This is a genomic window from Microvirga yunnanensis, assembly GCF_025460875.1.
Genome location: NZ_JAMXFI010000001.1, coordinates 90,290 through 114,556, shown reverse-complemented (window position 1 = coordinate 114,556; position 24,267 = coordinate 90,290). Strand labels below are relative to the sequence as shown.

Annotated in this window: 22 protein-coding genes; 8 read left to right on the top strand and 14 right to left on the bottom strand. The window is 58.6% G+C overall.

Annotated features, from left to right (window positions below; genetic code table 11):
• Window positions 1-90 precede the first annotated feature (90 nt).
• On the bottom strand, window positions 91-783 hold the full coding sequence (locus NF876_RS00490; protein ID WP_262267059.1) for a YcbK family protein: 693 nt from the start codon (window positions 781-783) through the stop codon (window positions 91-93).
• A gap of 94 nt (window positions 784-877) precedes the next feature.
• A complete protein-coding gene (locus NF876_RS00485) occupies window positions 878-3,391 on the bottom strand; it encodes a DEAD/DEAH box helicase (RefSeq protein ID WP_262267058.1) in 2,514 nt (837 codons plus the stop codon).
• Window positions 3,392-3,581: 190 nt separating this feature from the next.
• Between NF876_RS00485 and NF876_RS00480 the strand changes: the two genes are divergently transcribed.
• Window positions 3,582-5,168 carry a hypothetical protein gene (locus tag NF876_RS00480; protein WP_262267057.1) on the top strand — a complete coding sequence of 529 codons (1,587 nt, stop codon included), beginning with the start codon at window positions 3,582-3,584 and terminating at the stop codon, window positions 5,166-5,168.
• 9 nt (window positions 5,169-5,177) lie between these two features.
• Entirely contained in the window at window positions 5,178-5,954 is a 777-nt protein-coding gene (locus tag NF876_RS00475; RefSeq protein ID WP_262267056.1) for a hypothetical protein, read from the top strand.
• A gap of 11 nt (window positions 5,955-5,965) precedes the next feature.
• On the opposite strand, the gene NF876_RS00470 is transcribed toward NF876_RS00475, so the two are convergent.
• Window positions 5,966-6,199: a hypothetical protein gene (locus tag NF876_RS00470; RefSeq protein WP_262267055.1), complete on the bottom strand. Its 234-nt coding sequence runs from the start codon at window positions 6,197-6,199 to the stop codon at window positions 5,966-5,968.
• 35 nt (window positions 6,200-6,234) lie between these two features.
• On the bottom strand, window positions 6,235-6,621 hold the full coding sequence (locus NF876_RS00465; protein ID WP_262267054.1) for a hypothetical protein: 387 nt from the start codon (window positions 6,619-6,621) through the stop codon (window positions 6,235-6,237).
• A gap of 126 nt (window positions 6,622-6,747) precedes the next feature.
• On the opposite strand from NF876_RS00465, the gene NF876_RS00460 reads away from it, so the two are divergent.
• From NF876_RS00460 to NF876_RS00450, 3 genes are all read left to right on the top strand, one after another.
• Window positions 6,748-7,308 carry a PH domain-containing protein gene (locus tag NF876_RS00460; RefSeq protein WP_262267053.1) on the top strand — a complete coding sequence of 187 codons (561 nt, stop codon included), beginning with the start codon at window positions 6,748-6,750 and terminating at the stop codon, window positions 7,306-7,308.
• Between the two features lie 390 nt (window positions 7,309-7,698).
• Entirely contained in the window at window positions 7,699-8,760 is a 1,062-nt protein-coding gene (locus tag NF876_RS00455) for a hypothetical protein (protein ID WP_262267052.1), read from the top strand.
• Window positions 8,757-9,566, top strand: a complete 810-nt coding sequence (locus NF876_RS00450; RefSeq protein WP_262267051.1) for a hypothetical protein — start codon at window positions 8,757-8,759, stop codon at window positions 9,564-9,566. Before NF876_RS00455 ends, NF876_RS00450 begins: the two co-directional genes overlap by 4 nt.
• Window positions 9,567-9,694: 128 nt before the next feature.
• Here the strand turns inward: NF876_RS00450 and NF876_RS00445 are convergent, their stop codons facing one another.
• Window positions 9,695-10,180: an A24 family peptidase gene (locus NF876_RS00445; protein ID WP_262267050.1), complete on the bottom strand. Its 486-nt coding sequence runs from the start codon at window positions 10,178-10,180 to the stop codon at window positions 9,695-9,697.
• A 115-nt stretch (window positions 10,181-10,295) separates the two neighbouring features.
• Window positions 10,296-10,508 carry a Flp family type IVb pilin gene (locus NF876_RS00440; protein ID WP_262267049.1) on the bottom strand — a complete coding sequence of 71 codons (213 nt, stop codon included), beginning with the start codon at window positions 10,506-10,508 and terminating at the stop codon, window positions 10,296-10,298.
• Window positions 10,509-10,768: 260 nt separating this feature from the next.
• Here NF876_RS00440 and NF876_RS00435 point away from each other — a divergent pair, with 260 nt between their 5' ends.
• The 3 genes from NF876_RS00435 to NF876_RS00425 are packed head-to-tail and all read left to right on the top strand — an operon-like array spanning window position 10,769 to window position 14,349.
• Window positions 10,769-11,506 carry a pilus assembly protein N-terminal domain-containing protein gene (locus NF876_RS00435; RefSeq protein ID WP_262267048.1) on the top strand — a complete coding sequence of 246 codons (738 nt, stop codon included), beginning with the start codon at window positions 10,769-10,771 and terminating at the stop codon, window positions 11,504-11,506.
• A gap of 31 nt (window positions 11,507-11,537) precedes the next feature.
• Window positions 11,538-12,131, top strand: coding sequence for a TadE/TadG family type IV pilus assembly protein (locus tag NF876_RS00430; RefSeq protein WP_262267047.1), 594 nt, complete (start codon window positions 11,538-11,540; stop codon window positions 12,129-12,131).
• 28 nt (window positions 12,132-12,159) lie between these two features.
• Window positions 12,160-14,349, top strand: coding sequence for a TadE/TadG family type IV pilus assembly protein (locus NF876_RS00425; protein ID WP_262267046.1), 2,190 nt, complete (start codon window positions 12,160-12,162; stop codon window positions 14,347-14,349).
• Window positions 14,350-14,483: 134 nt separating this feature from the next.
• On the opposite strand, the gene NF876_RS00420 is transcribed toward NF876_RS00425, so the two are convergent.
• From NF876_RS00420 to NF876_RS00385, 8 genes are all read right to left on the bottom strand, one after another.
• Window positions 14,484-15,203 carry a PA1136 family autoinducer-binding transcriptional regulator gene (locus NF876_RS00420; RefSeq protein WP_262267045.1) on the bottom strand — a complete coding sequence of 240 codons (720 nt, stop codon included), beginning with the start codon at window positions 15,201-15,203 and terminating at the stop codon, window positions 14,484-14,486.
• 2 nt (window positions 15,204-15,205) lie between these two features.
• Window positions 15,206-16,147, bottom strand: coding sequence for a glyoxalase III HchA (gene hchA / locus NF876_RS00415; protein ID WP_262267044.1), 942 nt, complete (start codon window positions 16,145-16,147; stop codon window positions 15,206-15,208).
• Window positions 16,148-16,611: 464 nt separating this feature from the next.
• The gene (locus NF876_RS00410) at window positions 16,612-18,558 is read right to left on the bottom strand and encodes a TadE/TadG family type IV pilus assembly protein (RefSeq protein WP_262267043.1); all 1,947 of its coding nucleotides are present in this window, start codon (window positions 18,556-18,558) and stop codon (window positions 16,612-16,614) included.
• A gap of 184 nt (window positions 18,559-18,742) precedes the next feature.
• Window positions 18,743-19,681 carry a type II secretion system F family protein gene (locus tag NF876_RS00405; protein ID WP_262267042.1) on the bottom strand — a complete coding sequence of 313 codons (939 nt, stop codon included), beginning with the start codon at window positions 19,679-19,681 and terminating at the stop codon, window positions 18,743-18,745.
• Between the two features lie 11 nt (window positions 19,682-19,692).
• Entirely contained in the window at window positions 19,693-20,667 is a 975-nt protein-coding gene (locus NF876_RS00400; RefSeq protein WP_262267041.1) for a type II secretion system F family protein, read from the bottom strand.
• A gap of 12 nt (window positions 20,668-20,679) precedes the next feature.
• The gene (locus tag NF876_RS00395) at window positions 20,680-22,206 is read right to left on the bottom strand and encodes a TadA family conjugal transfer-associated ATPase (protein ID WP_262267040.1); all 1,527 of its coding nucleotides are present in this window, start codon (window positions 22,204-22,206) and stop codon (window positions 20,680-20,682) included.
• A 26-nt stretch (window positions 22,207-22,232) separates the two neighbouring features.
• Entirely contained in the window at window positions 22,233-23,519 is a 1,287-nt protein-coding gene (locus tag NF876_RS00390; protein WP_262267039.1) for a CpaE/TadZ family protein, read from the bottom strand.
• Window positions 23,520-23,538: 19 nt separating this feature from the next.
• A complete protein-coding gene (locus NF876_RS00385; RefSeq protein ID WP_262267038.1) occupies window positions 23,539-24,258 on the bottom strand; it encodes a CpaD family pilus assembly protein in 720 nt (239 codons plus the stop codon).
• Between the last annotated feature and the right edge of the window lie 9 nt (window positions 24,259-24,267).

Below are 24,267 nucleotides of genomic sequence, written 5' to 3'. Positions count from 1 at the left end.
GGACGCGTCTTTGCGGGAACAGCGTGAGATAAGCTCGCTATCTGGTCGCACTTTATGCGTCCATGGTCGCAACTTATGCGCGACGCGACATTATCCTTCCCATGTACGGATAGGGCCGGTGTCTAAATGCACAAATTTAGAGTAGAAACCCACACCACCTACACCCAGAGATTGAGCATACTTGGCAATATCGGTGGGTGAAACCTTATTTACGACGATGTCAGATGCTTGTGAGTGCATATGAAGCGAGTTGATCGCTGATCCTTCAGCGCGAAGCATCTCGTTTGTCGTCTTGGTGCGAAATCCAGACGTGACGATGATCGGCTGCTGGAAGCCGATGCGATGCTGGACTGCCCAGAGCAGGTGAAACAGCTTGGGGTCCATGGCCATCGTCACTTTCTCCCGCCAATCCCTGAGCATGTGGCAGAGCTGGGAGTAGGCTGGCTTATCGTACACGCCCTCTTTCCAGAAGACGGTCTTAACTTCCTCATTGGTGTTGTAGTTCACCAGCCAGAGCCCGCGGTGGGCGGGAAGCCCTGCCTGGGTTAACGGGGCTTTGTCGGTGATCGCAGCAAGATCAGTGTTCTTCATGTCATTCGGCAGAGCGGGGGCCTCTGCAGAGGGCTCAAAATCAAACGAGGGCATCTCGAGAGTTTCAGGCCCGGCAAGCGACGGGATCAATTGAGTGCCGACGGGGAATGCGACCTGGGCACGGGCGAGGGTGCTATGGGCGAGGCCTGCCGATGCAGCAAGACCGGTGAGGATTTGGCGGCGGTTAAGCATGGATCGTCCTGGTGACATGATTCGAGAATCGAAATTCCCGCTCTTAGTCTTTTGAATTAGCGGGGACTTTATCAGCGGTTTAATTCGGGGGCAATTAGGCGGCAGCCGCCATGGCGAGATCGCTGCCGACGGCGCTATAGATTTTCTCCTCGTCACCATAGATCTCATTGGCGATGCGGAGCTTGGTGTCGACGATGCTGCAGATGTAAGCGTCGATCGACCCCTTGATGACCATGTACCAGACGTTGACCGGCCTGGTCTGGCCGTGGCGGTGGGAGCGATCCTCTGCCTGCAACAAGGCAAACGGGTCGTAATCGAGTTCTACGAAGAGAACTTCAGCGGCTCGGGTCATTGTTAACCCTGTTCCCGCAGCCTGGATGCCTGCGACGATGACGTCGATCTGACCTGCCTGGAACTGGTCGATGAGCTTCTGACGCTTGCGGGGCGTGTTAGCCCCACCGTGGAGTTTGGCCACCTTAGGCCCGAATGCCGAGATGATGTCTGCAAGCTGGTCGATGATCTCCTGGTGATGAGCGAACACCAGCACCGGCTCGCCTTGCTCATACTTGGTGATCACCCACTCGACAGCATAGGGAATCTTAAACGAAGCCGTCCTGCGCCGGAGCGCATTGAGCTTCGTCATAATCTTCTTCTTCTCGACCTTGTTCTCGGTGTTCTTATAGGAGTCGAAAATCAGGTTCTCTTCCTTGAGGAGATCCACAAGGGAGGGGTCCATCAGGTCGAGTTCGATCGGCCGTCGTCGCTTGGGCGGGAGGCCTTTCTTGAGGCGCCGCAGCATGATGCTGCCCATTACGATGCGGCCAAGCGTCTTGCGCCTCTCACGCCGCTCCTCATTGTCGGAGTCCAGATCGCCAAGGCCATAAACCTTCGAGAAGCGGCCATAGTCGTCGAAAGCCTGAGGGAGAGACAGATGGAGGGGCGTGAAGAGGTCCTGAGGCCGTCGGGTAAGTGGCGTTCCGGACAGGAACAAGCCGCCCGATAGCTTGTACCCGAGCCGTTCGATGACGGCTCTAGCACGCTTTGCGGTCTGGTTTTTCAGCTTATGGAATTCGTCAAAGACCGCGTAGTCCCAAGGGTAATCGAGGAGTTCCGGATTGTTAAGGATGGATTCGTACGAAGCAACCGTCACACCTGGCTGGACCGGCGTTCTGGTAAGATTGGTAAACAGGTTAACGTGCGGTTGGTAGGACACCCAGTCTGTGACCGCTCTCGCGAATGAAGGTGTGACTGAAGCAAGAGTGAGGATCAGCACATAGCGGGGACGAAGCACGTCAATGACGCCGACCGCCTGCATTGTCTTCCCGTAACCCATGTCGTCCGCGAGGACTGCCCAAGGCCGGGTTGTGGCGAAGTTGATGCCTGCGATTTGATCCGGCGTATAGCTCTGGCCCTTGAGAGGAGCCGGGACAGGCGCCGGAACTCTTGCTGCCGCTGCCGCCGCATACTCCTCCGCGATCAACGTCTGGATCGCGATCTCAGTTTCGTCGTCTCCCCACTTCCGGTATTTGGAGGCCGCCACCGGGTCGGTGGTCATCCAGACAGCGTCTTTGGCTACGGTCCAAGCATTGTCGTTGGCTGCCTCAACCCTTGTCGTGAAGAAGCGCTTCTGCTTTTTCACATACCGGAGCTCGATCTTGAGGGCCCGGTCAGCCTCGGATTTCTTCTGTTTGTCGCTGCTGTCGGTGGAGACGATTTGGCCGAGAAGGGCCGAGATGTCGATAGTGCCGATATCGAGGAACTGGAGCTTCGATGCGATCGCTGCCAGCCCGGTGGCTAGGATTGGATCGGCAAGTTGGGCCAAGTCGCATGCAGCCCGGAGGTTTCGGGTCGTGAACCTGCCGCTGAAGGCGTTGCGTGTACCCAGCGACATACGAGCCCTGAACCCGCAGGGCCCGAGGGCAGACTGCAGATCCTCCTCCCCATGGACAACAAGACGCTCCTTTCGGGGATCATACGTCATCCAGGGGCGGCCAAACGTTAGGCCCTTCTTGACGGCGGCGAGAAGTTTCAGTCCTGCCAGTTCATCCTCGATCTTCGCCCGGGCCTGGGCTGTGGCGAGCTTATAGAGGCCAGCCGCCTTGAGAGCAGAGTCGGTGTACCAGAGCGATCCGCTGTCGCTGAATGCCCAGCCAGTGTTCTTGGCCCAGCCGCGATGGCTGAAGGCCCCTACGAAGATGAAAAGGTCACGACTTCTAATATAGTGAACGCAGGGCGCTGCGATCGGCTCTTCCAAGACGTCGAGGTGAGGGCATTTGGCCATGAGCTTGCGCCGGTCTGCCTCAGGGGCAAAGCCGCACAGGAGGCCGACCTCCCGAAGAGTAGGTATGCGCCAGGCAAGTCGCTGTGGGTCATATTTGAGCCCAAGAGTCTGAGCGAGCGGCGAGAAGCGGGGCGACTTTAGAAGGACCCTCCATGCGGTGACGTCGTCAGCTTCTCCATCCAGGAGCAGGATCGCTCCATAGTTCTTACCCGTGTTCCATTCGCCGGCAGAGTAGACCGCGGGCAGGTCATCCCCTGCCTGCAAGGCGCGCTGCAGGGCGTCATTCTCGCTGGGATACTGGCCGGGGTGGAGTGGAGCTTGCGGCATTACCGATGAATGAGTGGGAACCGAAGCAGAAGGGAGCAGTGACTCTGTCGCTGGGATGCCGAACGGAATTCCGCTGAACCACCGCCGTGCTGGCTTTTAGCTCTCTCGCTTTCGGCAATCATGTATTATAGGTCGCCCTGTGACCATTTTAAAACGCGAATCGTCAATGTATTTCGGAAGGAACTCCATCATGCCGACCGTGCGGATGCGCAATCAGGCTAAAGGCGGCATGACGTTTTGGGGATTTTTGACAGTGATGGCCCTCGTAATTGGGCTTGGGTCAGCATTTGGGCTCGGTTCCGCATACGCTGAAACGCCACCAGGGCAGCCCCCTCAGATGGGAACGACCGAGTGGTTCCAGCAGAAATTCAACGAAAACAGCCAAGCGCTGCTCAGCAAGGGTAAGCAGCTTAAGGACTTCGTGGACGCTTACGGTAGCTGCGTGATGAGTGGATCATCGGACTGTTCGGCCGATAAGATCACCAATCAGCTTATGATGACCAACCTGCAGAACGAACTCGCGAGTTCCGGCAGTTGGGTCCGGGAGGTGGTCTCGAAGCTAGATGCAAGCTGCTGGTCCTGCGAGACTTATTCCGCAATCTTCGGCGCCCTGATGGGGCTTGCAGGCGAGACGTTCTCCTTCTTCGTCGAAACAAGAGAGATCGTGGCGCTCGCCGTGGTCGTTACGCAGATCATTCTGGTAATCAAGGTCTTCCTGATCATCAGCGCCCCCGCGGCTCAAGATTTCAATTCGGCGTATGGTGACGTTTTCAAGTACATAGGCCGCGTTGCGGTTATTTTTCTTCTTTTCCTGACGCCTTTGACAGCACAGGCCTTTAAGACGAACACCGGATCTGGAAGTGAGCATCCTGCAAAAGTCCTCTTCGTGGACGGGCCGCTTCTGCTCGGAACCCAGGTCGGGAAGATGCTCGTCGACGAGACGGGGCAAATTACAAAGGCGAAACTGCAGGATCGGACCTGTGCTGACCCCACAACTGGATCCGGGTCGCTGTCCGACATGGCGAGGGAGCACCTGAAGATCGCCTGTAAAATGCTCTGGTCGTTCCACTCGATGGGCGTCGCGGGGATTGCCTCCGGCACCTGGCTCATTACCGAGGCTCCGAGGTCCATGAACAATCCGTCCTGGGGCGCGCTTGGTGCCGTCATCGTCGCCGGCCTCGTCATGACGGTGGCGTTCCTGTTTTTCACCATCACCTTCGGGTTACGGTACCTGGACGCACTCGTTCGTGCGGGTTTGACCCTGGCGCTCCTACCCGTTTTCCTCTTCTTTTGGATCTTCCAGTCCACTCGGAGCATCGCCCATGCGGGTCTGCGGTCACTCCTTTACATGGGAGCCGTGTTTGCCGCCTCAGGCTTCGTGTTCGTGATCTGCAATGAAATCATGAACTTCGGGTTCTCGAAGGCGCTCGGCTCCAGCGTCACGGCAGACGGAAGCCAAGCATTCCTGAACGCCATGTCCCAGGGTGGGTTCAACTGGTTCGTTGGCACCGGCAGCGGTGGGGATGAGGCTAATTGGCTGTCGTTCTTCTATCTGATGGGGGCTTGGGGCCTCGCGACCAAAGCGGCCAGCATCGTGTTCCAGCTTGCGGAAGAGATTACCCAGTTCCAGGGTGGCTTGACCGGCGCGGGCAAGGAGACTGAAGCCGACCTGAAGGACAAGGCAAGCTCGGGTATGAGCATCGCTGGCGGAGGCGCAAAACTGATGGGGTCGGGCGCGATGTCGCTCGGCTCCGGCGCCGTTCGGATGATGAGGTAAGGGGCAGCCATGCAGGACTGGGTTCTTGATGCTCAAGCCGACGTCGCCATGTGCCGGGACCAGGCGGCCGGTGCGTCCTATTACGTGAAGAAGAGCGGATCAGATCTTTCCCTGACGATCGAGGTCCATCGACAGGGAGGGGCGCTCTCGCGCCTCACCATTCTTCCCTTCGGCCACTTCGGGGTTGCTGTTGAGACGGCTCTGATGTGGCGCTCTGAGATGATGGGCGTCGCGAGGGTCTCGGCCGACGAAGCCGACTTTCGGATCAGCCGAGGGAAGGTTCGCAAGCCCGAGGCTCAGCATGTAATCCGGCTCGGTAACTGGATGACACCAAGGTTTGCCTGCGGGCTTATTGTTCGGGCGTTCACTGCCGCCGACTTAGGGAGGGATGTGACGGCTGCCGCCAAAAGATACTCGGACAGGTATCGGGATGAGAAGGTGGATACCGGAATCGCGTCCGGTTACCGGCTGCAGCACAACATCTTCGAGGATGAAGGTGACGGAGCAGGTCCGAAGGTAGAGCCAGTATCCTCCGTGCCTGCCGCTCCGGAGCGCCCGCATAAGCCCAGAGCTAAGAAGGCGGTGGTGCCGCCGGAGCCGGTTGCTGCCAAACCAAAGTCCGCGTTCCGTGCCCAGCCGCCGATCCCGATCTACGAAGTTGTGCATGAACGGGCGCCGATTGGCGTGATCTACAAGCTCGAGGTACGTACAGCGGAAACAGAAGAACCGCGGCAAGAGGCGAAGGTATCGCTCTTGTCGCGGTTCCTGAGCGGGCGCAACGCTTAGTCCGGCCTGCTTCAGTATTTGCGAACCAGAACCTTGTCACGACGGCCGGTGTTCTTCACCGGCTGTTTTTTTGCTACCGTCGGCTTCAAACAATCTTCCGGCGTATCGTAGTACATCCAGCAGTAGTCAACGTATGGCCCAGCTTGCACGTAGAGGGCATAGTTCGGAAGTTGCGTGCGGTCTGCGCAAGCCGACAAAGTGGCTGTTCCGAGCACAACCACTGTCAGAGTTAAAAGCTTCTTCATTGGAATTATCCTTTGCGGGATCTGATGGTTCGTGGTCAGTGCCTGCTGCGCCTGACCTCTTCTTCAAGAAAAGGTCTCAGTTCACAGCCAGCTGCCGTCGCCATTGCAATGAGCCTGGCCAAGGACTCATGACGGGCGATCGTCTCCAGAAGAACTTCGGCAGCGACCTTGGATTCAAATTTCCTGGTAGAGACGTCCAGGTAAAGGCCAAGGGTATCCTGACACAGGGATGCGTCCGCAGTCCTTGACTGAGCTCGCGCCTGCGGCTCTCCCGCGGCTGCTGCTTGCGCGATCCTCGGCCCTGTCCCAAAGCGGCCTGAACCTTCGACGGCGTGAACTGGGTTCACAATGGACAGCACGATTAAACTGGCCCCGATCAGCGGGGAGAGCGAGTTTGATTTGCGTTTCTGCAGGCGCTTCATGACGTTGAATCTCAATATTGTTCCCGATTTAGCAAGCGGTATAATACACCTTAAATTCGGCGTGAACGATCAATCGTTCTGTCGATTTGCAAAACTTTCAGAGCCGCACTGAGAAAGATGTCACTGATGCAAAGCCGCATGGATGCCGATCTCCACGAAGGGATGTCGGAGGAGTTCCACGACAAAAGCAGGCCTCTGAGGGTCTTTAGACTGTCCAAGGTTGTCTTCATTAGTCCGCTGGTGGTGGGGGGTGTCTCGGTAATCGCAGCTGCCTATGCTCAGGCACTTACGCAGCCTTGGCGCCTTCTCAGCCCGGCGACATGGACGTTGATCTACACAGGATGTGTGGCAGCCGGGGTGATAGCAGTCCTGCTTGTCTATGTTCGTTGGCATACCACCCAGTTCATCATCTATCCGGACCGTGTGGTAGCGCGCTCGGGCTTCATCCGCCGCTACGCACAATCTGCCTCACTGAGAGAGATCATTGGCGCGGAGCTTAACCAGTCCATTGATGGTCGGATGATGGGGTATGGTGACATCGCGCTCGATACGAGCGGCGTCGTGAATATCAGGATGAAGTCGCTCGGAAATGCGCGGGAGGCTGTGAACCTGGTAATGGGATTGCGCGGAGAATTGGATTCGAGGAGGGAAGCTCCCTCTCGTTATCGTAGCCGCTTCGGGTCGTAGTGGGTCGGATCCAAGAGGGGGATCTCGGCGAGGGAGACGTCACGGAGCCCCTTGCTGCGGGTCGAGGAGGCGGGCGCAGGAGCGGCTTTCGGCTTTGGCGCTGGGTTAACGGCCGGAGCTGCCTGGGCGCCCGTGGGGCTCTGTTGCTTATCGGCATTCAGACGGCGCAACACCCAAGAATTCGAATTACTCGCCACATCGATTTCGCGTTTACCCGTGGCCGCTGCGATCGCCGGCAGTTGGCTTTGCCCGATATTTCCAACTTTCGGACTTGTGGTGACAAGCGGCTCATTTGATGGAAGCGAGACCGATTGGGTCTGGCATCCCCCAAGAGCAAGTGCGGTGGCGACAACCGAAAAACCGGCAGCGCGAATTAGTGTGCGATGACTGGTGGGTATACGCATGATACAGCCCTTAAAGAAGAGACGCATTAGAAAGTGGTCTACACTTATGATTCGCAAATCAAGAAGTGCAGTTCGGATTTTAGCAGTTTGCCTCGCATCGGCGATACTGTCGGGGTGCGGCGATCCGGGTATTACCGGGACAAATCACGAGGAGCTTTCGAAGAGTGTTAACGAGGTCGCTCAGGATCTCGCGTCCCAGGATAAGGACGGTCGCGGGCGGGCTCAGGCCTTTCTCAAGGCTTTGTATCGGGCAGCTAACCCGGTCTCGTTTGAGGCCCCGCCGGACGAGTTCAATGGCAAGGAAGGGCTGCGTCTCGTGTCCGATCGTGGAACCGAGCCATCATTCGGCACTCCTGCCTACCTGGACGCGATCCTCAAAGGCGGAGTGGGCAAGTTCGACCAAATGAGCCCTGCTGCCATCGTCTCGGTGTACGTTGCCCAGGACTCCCGCGCTCTCAAGGAGCAACTCGACTGGATACGCGAATACCGTCGGCGGGAGCGCCGGGACGTCAGCAGCCAGCAATTTGACGAAGAGCGCCGGCGGAACCTCCTCGGAAAGGTATCATTGGCCCGCACCCGCTATTTCTGGTCAGAAACGGCCAAGAGCAAGCCCTACATCGGATTCTCAATCTTCAACGTTCTCGACGTTCCCATGACGGGAGTTGAGGTGTCCGTGGACCTGGTGAACCGAAAGGGCGAAGTCGTGGCCTATGGGCGGGTCAAGCATGAGCCACCCATTGCGCTCGCTCCAGCCGTGCAGACCGTGATGGAGGTTGACCTTACCCGAGTGCCTGCATTGTCCGATCCGAAGCTGGCCCCGATGGCTCCGGAACTCACGGCCAGGATTAAGGTCGACAACCTTTATGTCGGTCGTGGCGAGGCCCTAATCCGCCCTGGTGGGTTCGACGGATCGGCGTTGGCTTCGCGCATGGAGGCTCTGGGCGATCTCGAGGTCAGGATCCAGGAGGCTCGCGACAACCTGAGGGTCTACCGTTTGCTTTTCCCCGAGATCGACTCTGGTGACGGCAGTTCGGAAGCTAACTCGTGATGAACATTATGCCGGCGACCTCGAAACACCGTATGCCGAGAGCCAAAGGGTCAGCAGGGATAAGGCCCGGCCCCAGGATCGGACTACTCGTCCTTGCTTTTGCGGCCGCGGGACCCTCCTATGCTCAGGTGGCGCCGTCCCGCAGCGAGTGGAAGGGTGTCTCTCGGACTGCCTCTGACCCGCTGAAGGTCTCTCTCTCAATCATGGATCGGATCACAAAGCGGAAGGATGTGAAGGGCCATCTAAAGGACATGGCATGTGGGTGTCAGATCGACAGCCGGCAGGGGCGTGTCGGTCAGCCACTTGAATGCAGGCCGGTGATTGAGGCGGCTACCGAGGATGCCGCAATCCTCAAGGTGGTGCGGATCGTGGGGGAGGAAGAGCTGGCCGCAACAATGCCCTGCTTCAAGCAAGGAATTTCGGCCTGCCGTAAGGATCCTGCATACCGGAGCGCCTTGGCCGACCCGCACTTGGTCTTTGTCGTCCCTGCCCCGGTCGCTGATGCGCTCGATGGATTCAAGCTGGGACCTATCGAGAAGCCCGTTTCCGCCGTTGCAGGCTGTGATGTGGTGGTGGACCGGGAGAAGGGAACCTATGCCCTCGACCAACGCTGGCACGGGTTTGTGGCACGGGCACTGATGTATGTCAGCGAGCACTACAAGGTCAGAACAAGGCTTCTGCCTGGTGAGCTCAAAAGGATCTCCGAGCAACATCCGCCGACTCCACAGGAGCGATTGATGTCGATGGAAGGGAAGCCTCTAGGAATACCTCAGGAAATGATCGACGCAGCTACCAGCGGAAACTGAAAAGGGCGGCTCCAAGTTATGGGCCGCCCTTCTTCTTTGGATTTGGGGATTTGGTAGGGTCTAAACCTACACCGTGATGCGGGAGCGGAACGTCTCAGTCTGGTTGGCGAGCCAGATCCGTTCTCGAATCAAAGAACTGCTGTGCGCAACGTGATCGCCGCTGCTGCAATCGCCACTCCATAGGGGACGCCTTTGGAAGGATTGTAGAGGTTGGCCGCCCAGTTCCAGCTTTTCACCAACGCTGGCAGGGGCATGTGGCGGTAGCTCAGGATCGCAAGTGCCAGAAGGCCTCCGTAGAATGAGAACAGGATCCCGAACGTAATCAGTTCCTCGCCGAGGCCAAACCACAGCGCAACAGCGGCGATTAGTTTGACGTCCCCGGCCCCCATGGCTCGGAAGCTGTACGGGATGGTTGCGACAAGCAGAATAATGAACCCGGCCGCTACGTGCAGGAGGATGTCCTTCAGGGCCATTCCATTCAGAATTGCGAAAACAAAGAACCCGGCGAGGCAAAGCCCCACCAGGATATTTGGAATCTTCATGCGGTGAACATCGGTGAAGATTGCGGCACACATCAGGATAACAAAGGTGCCGACCTGCATGTTCTGTAGCATATCGATGGTCCTGAAACCTTTAGGGTAAAGAAAACCCGGCCCTTTGTTCAAAGACCGGGTTTTTGCATCCAAGGCAGAAGGCTACCTATAGGCCTTCATCCGCAACGAGGCTCGATTAGCTAGCCTTCATGTTGCCGGTGGCCGTGGTCAGAGCGGTGCCGATGTTGGTGAATACGGTCTTGAGCTGCGAGCCCATGGTGGTGACCGCACCGATGGCCACGACAGCAATGAGGCCTGCGAGAAGGCCATACTCCATGATGGCGGAGCCATCTTCGTCCTTTACGAGACGCTTCGTGGCAGCGGCGGTGCGCGAGATGATGTTCTTCATGGTTCTACGACGTCCTGTTGATGTTTTGGGGAGTCATTACCCGCTATCGACGGGAATCATTCCCTGCTGGGGATAGTTGGGTTGGCCGCCGTCACGCCGCAGCGCTTGCTCTTGGCTTCTGTGACCGGCTCACCATTCGTTTTAATCCTGCACCGAATCCCGCGCAAGAAAGATTAGCGTTTCATTTCGGATTTCCGCCTTACGGCTCCCCTTTCCCCCTTATATTTCGTCGTGTAGAAGGACTTTAGCCTGATCGCTGCTTGAACGCGGCGATCCCTCCACAGTCCTCATTGAGCAAAAGGCACCAATTGATGAGAATTCTCGCGAATACTCGAATCATCGCCAGCACACTTTTGATTTGCGTTTCAGTCGGGGCGGCTCAGGCCCAGGACCGTCTCGCGGTTCCTGCACTGGGGCCAACCCTGCGGGCCTCGATGGACCGGGCGGTTCTGGTGAAGATGCCTGAGGGTATGCGGACGGTCGTGATCGGTAACCCATCCGTTGCCCACGTGAATTTCGACAAGTCCGGCCTGGCTGTGGTGACCGGGAGGAGCTTTGGTGAGACCAATCTGATCATTCTCAATGAGCATAGCGAGATTATCGCTCAGACCGACCTCATCGTCGGTGACGATCGCAAATCGCTAGTGAGCGTCCAATCCGGAACGTCGAATAAGGTGACAGTGTCGTGTGATCCAAGGTGCCAGCCGATCGCAGTCATCGGAGACGATGAGCGGTCCTTCTCCGGGGTCAGCAGCCAGATCAGCACCTTGACGAGCAACGCTCAGCAGGCGGCGCAATCCTCGGCAGGCTCGGCTCCGAGCCCGATTGCCCAAGTCGCAGCCTCCGCTCCCGCCGTTGCCCCTTCGGCTCCGGCTTCCTCCCCGCCGGCAAAACCCTCCGGGTCGAGCCCGCGTCCAGGCCGAAGCAATGACGGGATGGAGGTCATCCCCGCGCGGCCCGCGCCCAAGATGGAAGGGGTCTCCGCTGAGGCGCAATGATCACCGACAGCCGTCGCGAGCAGGAGCAGGCATGACCATGAAAAGCTTGGCGAGATCGCTGAGATCGTCCCGTATGATTCGAGAAACAGGTGGGTCTGTTGCGGTCGAGTTCGCGTTGATCGCCCTTCCATTCTTCATGTCTATCCTCGGCCTGATCTACATAGGCTTGCTCTACTGGACGAGCGCTACGCTGGATAAGGGCTTAGAGAAGGTGGCTCAGCTTATGTATGAGGGGCGCCCCTTGTGTGGGCTGGCTCCTGGAGCTGCCTCTCCCTACAACCAGTCCTGTCTCAAGGACCGTCTGTGTGAGCAAACCCCTTTCGTTTTGGTCGGTGAAGCAAAGTGCAAGGCCGGCGCTCTCTTCCTCGACCTAAGGGTACTGAAGGGAGACGGGACCGACGCTATGCCGTCCCTTGTCACAAATGGAAACGTGAACGGAGGGGCATTCACCGATCAGTCAGGCGCAACTCCTGGAAAAATCGTGATGCTTCGCGCGGCGCTCGAAGTGCCGAACCTGGCGTGGGTCGGCCCGGGTGTTTCAACGGACTCAGGAAAGCGTGTCGTGATGGCCGCGTCTGCGTTCCGCATGCGGGCTCTCACTGAATACAACAACGCCATCCATTAAGCCTCACGGCGGTCTCAAGAGTTTCCCGATGCCCATTCGTGCTCTCCGTAGAATTCTGAAATCAGACACGGCGTCGGTGGCCGTAGAGTTCGCGCTGATCCTGCCAGTGATGCTCTTCATCTACTTGGGTGGATCTTATGTCTCGACACTCGCCTCACTGAGCAAAAAGCTTCAGACAGCCGCTTATGCGGTCAACAACTTGGTTCCTTACCCAAGGGACTACTGCAGCTATCGCGCGTTTGTCCGCAACTTCCACACCTCCGGCGGTGCCAAGGATCTAATGGGCCAGTTCTTGGCGCCCCAGTCTGTCGACGGCCAGACGCAGATGATCCAGTATTCGGAAAGCGCACCCGACGTGGATAACCTCGTCACCGTGAAGGCATCGGCTCGCTACTCCTTCAATACTGGCTTCTGGGGTGTGGTGAACAGCGTTGCCGCGGCCACCCCAGGCGCTTCAGACTCGGGCGGTATCGTCCCATCGGTGTTTAGCCTGGGTGCCACGTCGGCAGGTGTCACAGTTCATAAGAACCCAGGCGTCACGTGCGCGTCCGGAGTTGTACGGCTTGTCGGCCCCGCGGTCACTGAGTTCGCAGTAGGAGAGTTCAACAGCTTCACGGTGCGGGCGGAAGATGGGATTCCGGCATACCAGATCCGTTTGAAATCGACCCTGCCTCCGGGTCTTAACTTTACTCCGAACAGCGCTGATGCGGATGTGTCGGGCGCGATCACGGAGACATGCACCACTGGCGCCTGCGATCCCGAAATGCTCAATGTCACGATTGAGGCCGAGGACTCCAGTAGTGACCTGTGGGCAGGGAGCGCAAACACCAGTTCCCAGAAGACATTCCAGATTTATCTCATTCACACCCTGCGCCTGACGGTACCCAGTGCCGTCGGAACTGTGGGAACATACTTCAGGAGCCCCGCCCCGCAGCGGCAGGGCGGAAAGCCGGGCTACACATACTCGATGGCGAACGCGCCTCCGGGCCTGGCGATCAACGCGTCAACCGGGATTGTCGAGGGCACCCCGCAGATTCCTGGTGTCTACGATCAGGTTTCGATCACAGTGCGTGATGCCCGTGGGACGGTCGTGACGGATGACGCCTTCGTCTACGATATTAAGCCGCCGGCGCTTAGTGGATGGGGTGATGGCTCTTTCTACGGTACGGGCAACTCCTATGGCGCGATGGGGATCCACGCACGTGGCGGCTGGGGCACTATCACGGTCACCTGCTCTGGCTTCCCGGCCGGTGTGGGTTGCGGTCCTGGCAGCGCGGCAACCCCTTATGACGGAAGCGTCAACGGCGTTCCGCAGCAGTTGGGCGAGGGTTGGGGGACGATCACGTTCAGAGACTCGTACAACCAGACCTTCACCTTCCAGATGTACTGGAACGTAAAGCCGCCGGCCTTGAATGCATGGCTGGTGAGCAACCAAGCTGGTCAGGCGGGCTCGTACGTCCGAGGCGATGTCGCCGCATCGGGTGGTTGGGGCAATCTGACCGTCGAGAGCGTTTCCGGGCCGGCTGGGATTTACCCTCAACTGGTCGGCTACTGGCAGTGGGCCATTCACGGCACGGCTCCGTATCCGGGCAGCGGACCGATTACCGTGGTCATCCGTGATGATGCTGGGCAGCGTGTCTCGGTTGGGATGTGGTTCACCTACAATCCGCCGCCGCTCTACACGTCGACCAATGGAAACTTTGGCACCGCTGTCTGCTGCACGACGAGCTATACCCGTTACGTGTACTCGAGTGGAGGCTGGGGTGGTAAGTCGCCGTCAGCGTCGGGCATCCCGGCTGGCATGAGCTTGGGCTGGGATGGGAGCACAGCATGGGTGACAGGTAGGCCGTCAGCAGCAGGATCGGGAACGATCTGGGTGACGATCTACGACTCGGCCGGACAGGCGAGCTCGCAGCCGATCTCCTACAATTTCACGCCAGCGGCGTCGACCGTGACGATCGTCAGCACCGGTGCAGCTGGGGAGTCACTTCGGATCATCTTCTCGGAGGCCGTTACGATAACCAATATCACTAGCAATCATTCGGCCACTGGAGGCAGTGCGAGTACACAAACATTTGTGTATTCCGATAACCTTGCTGCACACAACTTCACTATTACAGTACGTGATTCCAGAGGGTTGTCGAAGACGTTCACTGTCGCCTGGCCGAACATGGCACCAACAACACCAGAGCCGTGTAGACCTGGGCGATGCGGCTAAACCCGCAGGGTTCGGGCGGTAGACCCAAATCTACCTGAACTCTCCTGTGCGGCGGCGCCAGTGATGGTGCCGCCGTTTTCATTCGAGCGTATCCGAATACTCCGGCCACGACTCAGCCCAGTCCGAGCCAAATCTTACGCTTCGAGTTCGCCCGCGCGCACCAGAATGTGCACGGCCTGCGCCGTGCTGGCCGCGCCCAGACGCTTACGGACGCGGCGCAGATGGTTCTCGATCGTACGCTCGGACAGGCCTAGGAGTGTCGCGATATCGGACTGGCGCCGACCGGAGGCGACCCACCGAATTACCTCCAACTCACGGGCGGACAGGCTTGGTGAGGATGGGGATGTATTCGAATTGCTTAGCGATAATGCCGTCCGAAAGGCGGCCGTGGCGATGAGCGTGAGAGCCAGTCGTGCATCAGTTGAACTATCGATCGACATTCCCCCGAAGCTTGCCGCGCCAACAAGCCCGACATGACCGAATACCGGCACCTGAAGCCCATGGATGCCTGGACCATGAGGCTGCCGCACAATCCGATAGGTTTCGTGACCCGCCCGTCTGGTTTTCGTCCAGAAGAACGGATGATCGGTCTCCAGCACGTGCCTGTTGACGGGACATCGCGCCAAGTAGGTTTCGGGGTCGACCTCGTCCCCTCCGCCGAACCAATCGCCCTCCAGCCACAGAAGCCGCTCGACGATGCCGTCGCCCGGCGGCGGAGCGGCATAAAGAACGAAGCGATCGTAGCCGAGCGGGCCAGCGAAAGCCCGGACCGCGTGGCGGAGCGTGGACATGTCCGCGCTCCGCTCGATTGCGGCGATTGTCGTTACCACTCGACCAAGCGCCGCCTGGCTCATGGTCAGCCCTCCGTGACCTCGGCGAGCAGCGTTTCGGCCGCAAGTTTACCGAGTTCGTTAGCGGCAAACGGGCTCGCGCCTGTTAGCACCTTCCGGTCCTTGTGCGTCGACTTGTCCGGTTCAGTATTGGCGATGGTGACACCGAGCGCCTTCAGCTTCTCGCCGAAATGCCAAGTGAGCTGGCCCGGCATGTAGCCGATCTCCGGCGTCTCGCGATCGGTTGAATCCGGAAACGCCGTGATCGTATAGCCTCCGAAGGGGAAGTTGCCGGTGTCCCCCTCCCGCGCGCAGGCGAGGAAAGCCGCGGGACCATGACAAATTGAGATGATGTGCCGATCGGTGTTGAAGGCCCAGCGGATCACCGCCGCAACATCCTCGCTGAACGGCAGGCCGGCAAGCGGGCCGTGGCCACCGGGGATGAAGATGGCGACATAGTCGCTGTCCGGACCAAGTCCGGCGACGACATCCGACAGCTTTAGTGGCTTATGGAATTGCTCGAGATAGGCTCGATGAAGACCGGTGATCGCCTCGTCTTCGTCGGGCATCGCCCAGAACTCGAATTTGACCGGGTTGCCGGACACGGTGGCGATGTCGAACTCAAATCCAGCTGCGTGCAGGTGGTACATCGGCACGAGCGTCTCGATTGGGTGGTTTCCGGTCGAGAATAGGGTACCGTTCTCCATCTTCACGTAGCGCTCGTCGGTGCCGATCACGAGGATACGGCGCGTGCCACGGTAGGGCTGCGGATAGGTGGCGCCGTCCAGATCGCTCTTGGAACTGGTGAACTGCTTCAGCGAAAACTTCGAGGGGAAGAAAGCGTTGAACTCGGCCTGGTCGGGCTGGGGCTCTTTGCTCAGTGGTAGGATGCTCATGCTTATGTCTCCTTTCAACCGTGAGGATAGGCATCCCAACGCGAGAAGAAATGCGGGATTTCCCTCAATCATCGGATCAGGGTCGGAGCCGGCTTAATGAGAGGCTCTCGGCATGTTCGAGACTCCATTATAAGCGCTTCCGGAGCAATTGCCGACAGCTGCTCAGACCAGCCCTTATTCTGGTTCATTCCCGTTAGCGGCCGAGATAACATATCGGTTTTGGAGGGCGCCGGTGCACCCCGCATATTGGGTGGCCATGCGGACCGAGTTGGATGGTTGGGCTTTAGCTTTAAGATTCTCTTGCTGGCCTCATGCACTCGGATTCCTGAATGCCTTCGTTATATGGAATAGACGGCTGGCAGGTTGAGGACTGAGGTTCAGGAATAAGTCAAAGGGTGGAACTGGGACCGGCGCCGGAGGATTATCGGAGAGGATCTTTGATGCTCATGATGATCGAGAGCCATGGGTGATCTATCCGAATAAAAAAGGGGAGGTCCGAAGACCTCCCCTCTGTTGCGTGTCCCTTCGCTTGTCACTTAGCTCGTGGGATTACCATTTCCGTCGAAACATTGTACGCCCTGGGCACGTGTCATACCCCACCCATTGTCCCGCTTCCAATGTGCGCAGTAGGGCGGCGCGGGGGGAGGAGGAGCGCTATTGTTGAACTCTGCGATGCTCGAGACATCATTGAGCTGGACGCTGCCGCAGAATGAGCCTTGGCGCCCCCCCCACAAGACGTCGCGGTGATAGTCGACGAACTCACACATCTCCGACCGGGCAAACTGGCGCGCGTCGTCCATTTGTGCCTTGGAGATGTACCGCGACTTTAACGCTTTGCCATAAGGACCAACGTCCTCGTTATAGGGACCAGCGCCCATGATGTTGAGGTCCGTCTGAGATCCACATGAAACGTAAACCCGACGCTGGTAGCCACAGCCGTACTTGCAGTGCACTGAATTGTAGATGACGTCTACCCAGGCGATCCATTTCTCATTCCCGCAGTCGTAGCGCGAGACCTTGTCATTCGGGCTGAACGAAAACGACACCGGGAAGGTAACCGTACGCTCGGTGTCGTCGACGATCGTGACGTTGAACGATCCAGACATCCTGTTTTTATCTGACGGGCGTCCATAAACGGTGCCGTCAAAGCGACTGTCTGTGCCTGTTCCGGCGCATGCAAGACCTGCAGGCAGGCCCGAGCAGTAGGCTCGTAGGGTTCCCCAACCACCGGTCCCTTCGAAGGCTCCGGTCACGTTGATGTCGTCCTGGAGTTCGCCCTTAATCACCTTAAGTGCCCGCCCCGACAGAGCCGGCAGACTGAAGTTGTAGGGAAGCTGAGTGGTCGCGGTCAGGCCCCGGCCGTCACGAACCGTCACCGTGATGGTCCCGCCGATCGCCTGTTGCCCGGCCGTAAGAAGAGGCTGACCCTTGATCACGCCAGTGGAGGCGTCGCACGTGAACGGGTTGTTGGGATGACCCGCAGGAAGCCCAGAGCAGGAATAGGTGTAAGGCCCCTTTCCGCCCGAGCGAACGGGTGTCTTGGTGTACGTATACTGGCCGGAGGCAACGATCGTCTGAAAGTTGTCGCCGGTATAAGAGAGGCTGAGAGGGTGGATCAGCGTGAAGACGACATTGTGATACGCCGTCTGCTTGTTGATGCCGCCCCGAGCAGGATCGCCACTGTCCGTGACACCGAAGGTGGTGGGCGGGAGGGTCTGAGCGTTGCACGGCGAAGTGCAACCAATGGCCTGGGCCTGCCCACTCACCTGACCCGTGGTGGGGTTCACCCCTAGGCCCGCCGGCATGTTCGCACCCACGCTATAGGTATAGCCGGGCCAGCCTTTGGCCGCTTGCAAATTGAACGGTAGTCCAGGCGAGGTCTGCCCAGCCCAGATTTCGACGGTCGCAGGACCTGTGAGGGTCAGCTGGTCGGCCTGGGCGAAGGCGTTCGAAGTCACGGCAGAAGATGAGGCCGAAACCGTGCAATCCTTCTTGAGGAGTGACATGAACACGCACTTGTACCCGACCTGGGCGTTGACCACGTAGCGGCCCGTATACTTGTCGATCTCGACCGATCCCACAACCTTGGGGGGACTAGCTGGGTCGAAGCCTTTCTGGCTGAAATTCGAGGCAAGGAGCTTCTCGGCCTCCGACTGCGGGTCGAATGCACGGCGATCAGCTCCGTACTGGCCCGCGTTGAGGCATCCGTTGTCGAGGGTGTAACCGCCAGCACCGTTGTCGGTACGGATGGTGTCTAGGCAGGCATTGATCCGCTGGGTCATCGTCTGGCTGATCGAGTCAACCGACCCCTGCAGATCGTTGTGAAGGGCGGAAATACGAGAATAGTCGTAGGCGACTCCAGCCGCCGGGATGAGGACGGGAAGAGTGAGGGCAAAAAGCAGAGCGACATTGCCCCGGGTGTCGTTAGCGAAGGATCGGATCGCGCGAGCTCCCGACCCCGCTGAAAGGCGGCGGATATCCATGGCTTGTCCTAGTCATTGGGAGGTCAGAGCCGGCCAGGTCACTCGCCAGCGATTTGTTCGATGGGATTATAGGCCAAGTTTAACGAATTATGAAACGCTATTTGGCCACTCTATTGCGGAAAGAGGGGCTTTAAGCCCCTCTAGAACCGCGGAATGTGCAAGGTCCCGGCCGTGAAGCGGGCAGTCAGAGACCGCCGGTCAAGACCTTGATGAGCAATGGGCTGACAATGATCGTGATGAGCACCGGAAGGAGTGTCAGGATCATCGGAAGCGTGAGTTTCGGCCCCATCGCGGCTGCCCGACGTTCTGCCTCGTTCATTCTCTCGAGACGCCCCTCGTCGGCCAACGTTTTCAGAGCATCACTAACGGGTGTACCGTTCAACTCAGCCTGGATCAGGGTTGATGCAAAGTTGCGGATCGGACCCAGTTCGACCCGTTTATAGAGGTTCTCGTATGCCTGACGGCGGGAAGACAGATAGGCCATTTCAGCAAGCAGGATCCTGAATTCCTCCGCCAGCGGGAATGATTGGTGGCCGATCTTGTCCGAGACCTTGCGGATAGATTGCTCGACCGAGATGCCGGACCTCACACAAATGTTCAGGAGGTCGAGCGCGTCCGGCCAAGCCAATCTGATCGATTCCTGGCGCGCCCGGATCGTTCGGCTGAGGAAGATCTCAGGGAGCCTTAGGCCTGCAAATCCCATGAACATAATCACCAGCACCTGCTGCAGCAGGTTCCCGGCAAGGGCCCCGGTCAGGAACAGGTAGGACGTCGTGAGGACGATCAAGGAAACAGGCGCGATGAACCGGGCGAACAGAAAGCTCACTTCGTGGGCGGGGGAGCGGTAGCCCGCCTGGACGAGGCGATCCCGGGCGTCCTCCGTACCGAGATATCGAGCGAGATTGAGCCGGGTCACGATGGTCCGAACTTGGCGGCCGGGCATGAACTTCACACGACCCATGCCGTCGGTCTGTCCCGCCGACCGAAGTTTATCCGGCGCAGTCTCTTCAAGGCGGCGCCGGCGAACGTTGCCTACGCTCTCCGGCTCGAACATCTGCATGACGACCATGCCGACGGTCGTAAGTGCAATCGTAATCAATCCAATGATGATCAATTGGTGCATGGCAGCGTTTCCTAGATCTTGATCTTCATGAACGACTTCATGAGAAGGGCACCGAAGCCAGCCCAGAGGATACAGCCGCCAAGTACCACGTGTCCGAGAGTCGTGTAGAATAACGGCTCCAAGTACTCAGGTGAAATAAACTGGACAGCGACCATCACGACGACTGGCACAGCCCCAATGATGTATGCGGACACCTTTGGCTGGGCCGCGAGAGACTTGATCTTCTCCCGCATTTGTTTCCGGGCACGCATCATATTCGACAGGGTTTGAAGCGTCTCAGCGAGGTTTGAGCCGGCCGCCTGCTGCACCTCGATGAGGGTGATGAAGAAATTAGTTTCGGGCGAAGGGACCGTCAGACGCATCCGGGCAACCGCGTCAGCGATCGTCATTCCAAGGGATTGGGCTTGCATGACAGCCTGAAACTCGGACCGAAGGGGCTCTTCAGCCTCCGTCGCTATGGTGACCAAACAGGTCCGGATCGGGAGGCCGGATTTGAGGCCGCGGATGATGATATCAAGGCCACTTGGAAACTGATCAAGGAACTTCTGAATGCGCTTTTCCCGGAGCCGAGACACGTACATCTTGGGCCAGATCATAGGCGCAATGAGAGCCGCAATGGCGGTCGCAAAGAGGCTCATGGAAAGGAGGTACACAGCGATGGACGTGATAGCCAGGCCGGAGGCCATCATCAGGTAGTACCGCTGGGTCGTCCAATCCAAGCCGGCTTGCCGAATGAGAACATCCATCGGGATGTTCTTCCGGCTTTTCTCCTCCGCCTGGAGGTCCTCAAGGTTATGAACCACTGCGCGCCGGCGCCGCCGGTCAAGGACTGCCTTGGCATTGACGGCAGCACCGTCCTTGGTGAGTTTGGACAGGCGGGTGGCCGCCACAGACTCATCTGAGATCTTCGGTGACAGAAAGACATACGATAGGGAACCGATAGCAACAAAGCTACAGAGCCCGATGATCAATTGAGATGTTTGCATGAGAACTCGACCTTATGCCGCGCCCGAAAGGATCTTCATCAGCCTTTCGCCTTCGCCATAGAACGCCGCCTTCTCGTAGATCTTCGGCTTTACCACGCCTTGAAACTCGTGATGGCCGATGATGCGCCTGCGCTCGTCTTCACCTTCGATCTTGTAAACCAGGAGATCCTGGGTCGAAATCACGTCGCCCTCCATCCCGGTAAGCTCTGTGATGTGGGTGATGCGACGCGTGCCGTCGGGCAGCCGGTTGACCTGAACAATCACGTCGACAGATTCATGGATCATCTTGCGAACGTCGGATTTATTGAGGTTCGGCCGCCCCATGACCACAAATGACTCCATCCTTGTCAGTGCACCCTTCGGATCATTGGCGTGAAGAGTACCCATCGAGCCAGGGTGGCCCGAGCTCATGGCCTGGAGAAGAAAGAACATCTCCTCGCCGCGGACCTCACCGATCAGAACGCGGGTTGGGCGCATGCGCAGAGTGGTCTTCACAAGCTTCTCGATATTGATCTCCCCCACACCCTCAATGCTGGGCGGCCGTGCCTCCATGGGCACCACGTGGGGCTGCTGAAGCTGGAGTTCAGCCGTATCTTCGACTGTCAGGATGCGCTCCTTGTCGTCGATGAAAGCCGAGAGGCAGTTCAGGAGAGTGGTCTTACCGGAACCGGTGCCCCCCGAGACGATGACATTGAGCCGGCACTTGCCGATGATTTTGAGCAACTCAGCCGCGTTCGGAGAAATCGTCCCGAATTTGATCAGGTCGTTGAGTGTCAGGCGTTCTGCTCTGAACTTACGAATGGTGATGGTCGTGTACTTTGTGATCGGAGGAACGACGACACTAAGGCGGGAGCCGTCTGAGAGGCGGGCTTCGCAGATAGGATTGGCTTCGTCGACACTGCGGCCGCTCTGACCAACAAGTCGCTGAGCGATGTTGAAGACGTGGCTTTCATCGATAAAGCGGCAGTTCGGCACGAGCTCCATCTGGCCGCCAACCTCGATGTAAACCTGGTCGGGCCGGTTCACCATGATGTCGGCGATATCCTGCCGATCGAGCAACGGCTGGAGGGGGCCGAAGCCGAGGATGTCATCGACCAGATCGCGAAGCATCTGGTCCTGTTCCACCTTCGAGATTGCGATCTCCAACTCGGCCATGATCTGCCTGGCCGTTTCCTGGATTTCCTCTGCTGCCTGGGAGCTATCGAGGGCTCCAAGACGCTGCATTAGATCCAGGTTGCCGAAGAGTTGATCCGAGACCCGCTTCTTCCACTCGAAGTAATTTGCCGACATCACTGTCGTGTTGGCTGGCAAGGCCGAGACGCTCGACTTGATCTGGGCAGGGGAACGTTGTGGGTTGGCTGCCGCGGGGATAGCCACAACGGTGCCCGAGCCGGGCTTGGGCGTTTGACCGAAGCCCCCGGGCGCACGAGGCACTGAGCTGCCGAAGCCCGCCGGCGCTGTCCTTGGGGCGACGGGCGCTATTGGTCTAGCAACTTCGTTGACGGAGCGAGGTTCAGATTTCTTGGTGCCGAACGCCATGACGATCTCAATTCGATTGGTTCAATTCAGTTGGACTTGGCTCTGCTCGGGAGAGCCTTGGAAAGACGCCCGATCAACGACGAAAGTCCTGACGAAGGGGGACTGGCGGCCTGCTCAACGGCGTTTGATGTAACAACACCAGCCAGAGAGCGTGCGATCTCCTTAAGGCTCTGTGCTGTCGGGTTGTTTGGCTGAACCTGGGCCAGCATCCGAGCGTTCTCAGAAGCCTCATGGTGCAAATCGCGGTCATACGCGAGCACCGCATCGGGTTCCAATCCGCTCAACGCCTTGGTGATGTCGGCGATCGAAGGGTCCGAGCTTTTCGGGCCGCTATGCCGATTAACGATGAGGCGAGGGCGCTTTCCGATACGATCCAAGGCTGCCACAGTCTCCTGGGCGTTCCGGATACTGAGAAGCGATGGCGTGACAACCAAGATCACCTCGGTAGAGACCTGCAGCGCGAGCAATGTCCAGTTCGTCCAGACGCGCGGCATATCAAGCACAAGGTTCGTGTTGTCTCGGCGTAGTGTCTCGATGATCCGGGAGACAGCATCCTCACGAACGTCCCAGGTCTTATCGAGAGTTGCAGGGGCAGGCAGGATGGCAAGATTGTCGTCACATTGGACGAGGAGACGCTCGAGTAGGTTGGCGTCGATCCGCTCCGGGGTGGACAAGGCCTCGGAGATGTCCTGCTTCGGCTCCTGATTGAAGTTGAACGCAGAGGCGCCAAAGCCAAAATTCAGGTCGACGAGCACCGATGACGGGACAATGCTGGCCAGGCTTGCCGCCAAATTGGAGGCTACCGTCGTCACCCCGGCGCCCCCAACGCTGCCGATGACAGCGGTGACATGCCCATGCCCCACGCCGGAATCTTCGGAATAGATCCGCGAGATCGCCCGGATGATGTCAAACCGGTCGAGCTCCTCAACCACGAGGTAGTCACGCACATTTCGGTCTTGAAGAGCCCGATGGATACGGACACTGTTTCGGTGGCCAATTACGATGACATTCGTGGTTTCGGCGCAGTGAGTAGCCAACTCGTCCAGGACGGGCAGGAAGTTGTCCTCGTCCGGGCCAATCTCCAGGACAATCACGCTGGGAGTGCCGCTTCCGGTGGAATAGTACGCGATAGCATCGTGCAGACCGCCTTCCAGGAGATCGGTCTTGGCGCGGGTCAGGATAGGATCCTTGAAGGCATCGGCGACAAAGCGGGCAACAGGCTTGGTCTGGCAGAACGCATCGATGGTGATCCGCGGAACAGGTGCCAGCGGAGTGGCCATCGAGTGGTTAAGGAGAGGATTCATGTGGTTCATCACTTGGTCCTTACCGAGATCAGTTCGAGCCTGAAGACGACGTATCGCTGTCCTGGAACCCGCCCGAAGTCTGCTTGGACGGGGTGGCCTCGCCGGCGACGTAGCGGCGCAGCATCAGGACACGCTGGGTAGAGTCGGGTGAGGTCTCGCGGGCGGGACGAACCGCGTCCATGGGGTTCGCCATCTGAGCAGCAAGGTTTTGCTGGTGGGCGCAGCCGAAGTTCGCGGACGTGAGGTTCTCCATGTCGACCACTGGGCTGCCCGCGCCGAGGTCCTCCGGCCAGTCCCCGCAGGGGTGGGGGACGCCCGCCGCAACCTGCACGAAAGCGACCTTTACGGGCTCAATGCGGTCTTCGTTGAAGCTCTGATACTTCTTCATCTCGATGGCTGCGCGGGGCACCCCCGCCGAAACGAGTTCCTTCACTACAACGCTGGCGAACCTGTCGACGGCAGCGTTGTCGGCCGCCTGCGCCTTGTACGGCGACGAGACGATAAGATTCGTCTTTCCTGCCGGAAGGTAGGAGCGTGCGAAGTCCCGCAGATCGACTTTCTGGCGAAGGTCCAAGCCACTGATCTGTGTCGGATAGATGTCGAGGTCCGTAAGCTCGTTCTTCAGGACGATCGGGTGGCGGTCCCGCACGTCGGGAGCGTAAGGAAGGGCGTAGGCGGGAAGCTCGCGGTCGGCGCAGCCAGCCGCCAGGAGGGAGAAGCATGCCGCCGCGGTGAGTTTCTTGAACATGGGAAATCC

What these genes read in the sequence shown, in the direction of transcription:
- NF876_RS00490 (WP_262267059.1), bottom strand. Translation starts at nt 783, where the DNA reads ATGCTTAACCGCCGCCAAATCCTCACCGGTCTTGCTGCATCGGCAGGC.
- NF876_RS00485 (WP_262267058.1), bottom strand. Translation starts at nt 3,391, where the DNA reads ATGCCGCAAGCTCCACTCCACCCCGGCCAGTATCCCAGCGAGAATGAC.
- NF876_RS00480 (WP_262267057.1), top strand. Translation starts at nt 3,582, where the DNA reads ATGCCGACCGTGCGGATGCGCAATCAGGCTAAAGGCGGCATGACGTTT.
- NF876_RS00475 (WP_262267056.1), top strand. Translation starts at nt 5,178, where the DNA reads ATGCAGGACTGGGTTCTTGATGCTCAAGCCGACGTCGCCATGTGCCGG.
- NF876_RS00470 (WP_262267055.1), bottom strand. Translation starts at nt 6,199, where the DNA reads ATGAAGAAGCTTTTAACTCTGACAGTGGTTGTGCTCGGAACAGCCACT.
- NF876_RS00465 (WP_262267054.1), bottom strand. Translation starts at nt 6,621, where the DNA reads ATGAAGCGCCTGCAGAAACGCAAATCAAACTCGCTCTCCCCGCTGATC.
- NF876_RS00460 (WP_262267053.1), top strand. Translation starts at nt 6,748, where the DNA reads ATGCAAAGCCGCATGGATGCCGATCTCCACGAAGGGATGTCGGAGGAG.
- NF876_RS00445 (WP_262267050.1), bottom strand. Translation starts at nt 10,180, where the DNA reads ATGCTACAGAACATGCAGGTCGGCACCTTTGTTATCCTGATGTGTGCC.
- NF876_RS00440 (WP_262267049.1), bottom strand. Translation starts at nt 10,508, where the DNA reads ATGAAGAACATCATCTCGCGCACCGCCGCTGCCACGAAGCGTCTCGTA.
- NF876_RS00430 (WP_262267047.1), top strand. Translation starts at nt 11,538, where the DNA reads ATGACCATGAAAAGCTTGGCGAGATCGCTGAGATCGTCCCGTATGATT.
- NF876_RS00425 (WP_262267046.1), top strand. Translation starts at nt 12,160, where the DNA reads ATGCCCATTCGTGCTCTCCGTAGAATTCTGAAATCAGACACGGCGTCG.
- NF876_RS00420 (WP_262267045.1), bottom strand. Translation starts at nt 15,203, where the DNA reads ATGAGCCAGGCGGCGCTTGGTCGAGTGGTAACGACAATCGCCGCAATC.
- hchA (WP_262267044.1), bottom strand. Translation starts at nt 16,147, where the DNA reads ATGATTGAGGGAAATCCCGCATTTCTTCTCGCGTTGGGATGCCTATCC.
- NF876_RS00410 (WP_262267043.1), bottom strand. Translation starts at nt 18,558, where the DNA reads ATGGATATCCGCCGCCTTTCAGCGGGGTCGGGAGCTCGCGCGATCCGA.
- NF876_RS00405 (WP_262267042.1), bottom strand. Translation starts at nt 19,681, where the DNA reads ATGCACCAATTGATCATCATTGGATTGATTACGATTGCACTTACGACC.
- NF876_RS00400 (WP_262267041.1), bottom strand. Translation starts at nt 20,667, where the DNA reads ATGCAAACATCTCAATTGATCATCGGGCTCTGTAGCTTTGTTGCTATC.
- NF876_RS00395 (WP_262267040.1), bottom strand. Translation starts at nt 22,206, where the DNA reads ATGGCGTTCGGCACCAAGAAATCTGAACCTCGCTCCGTCAACGAAGTT.
- NF876_RS00390 (WP_262267039.1), bottom strand. Translation starts at nt 23,519, where the DNA reads ATGAACCACATGAATCCTCTCCTTAACCACTCGATGGCCACTCCGCTG.
- NF876_RS00385 (WP_262267038.1), bottom strand. Translation starts at nt 24,258, where the DNA reads ATGTTCAAGAAACTCACCGCGGCGGCATGCTTCTCCCTCCTGGCGGCT.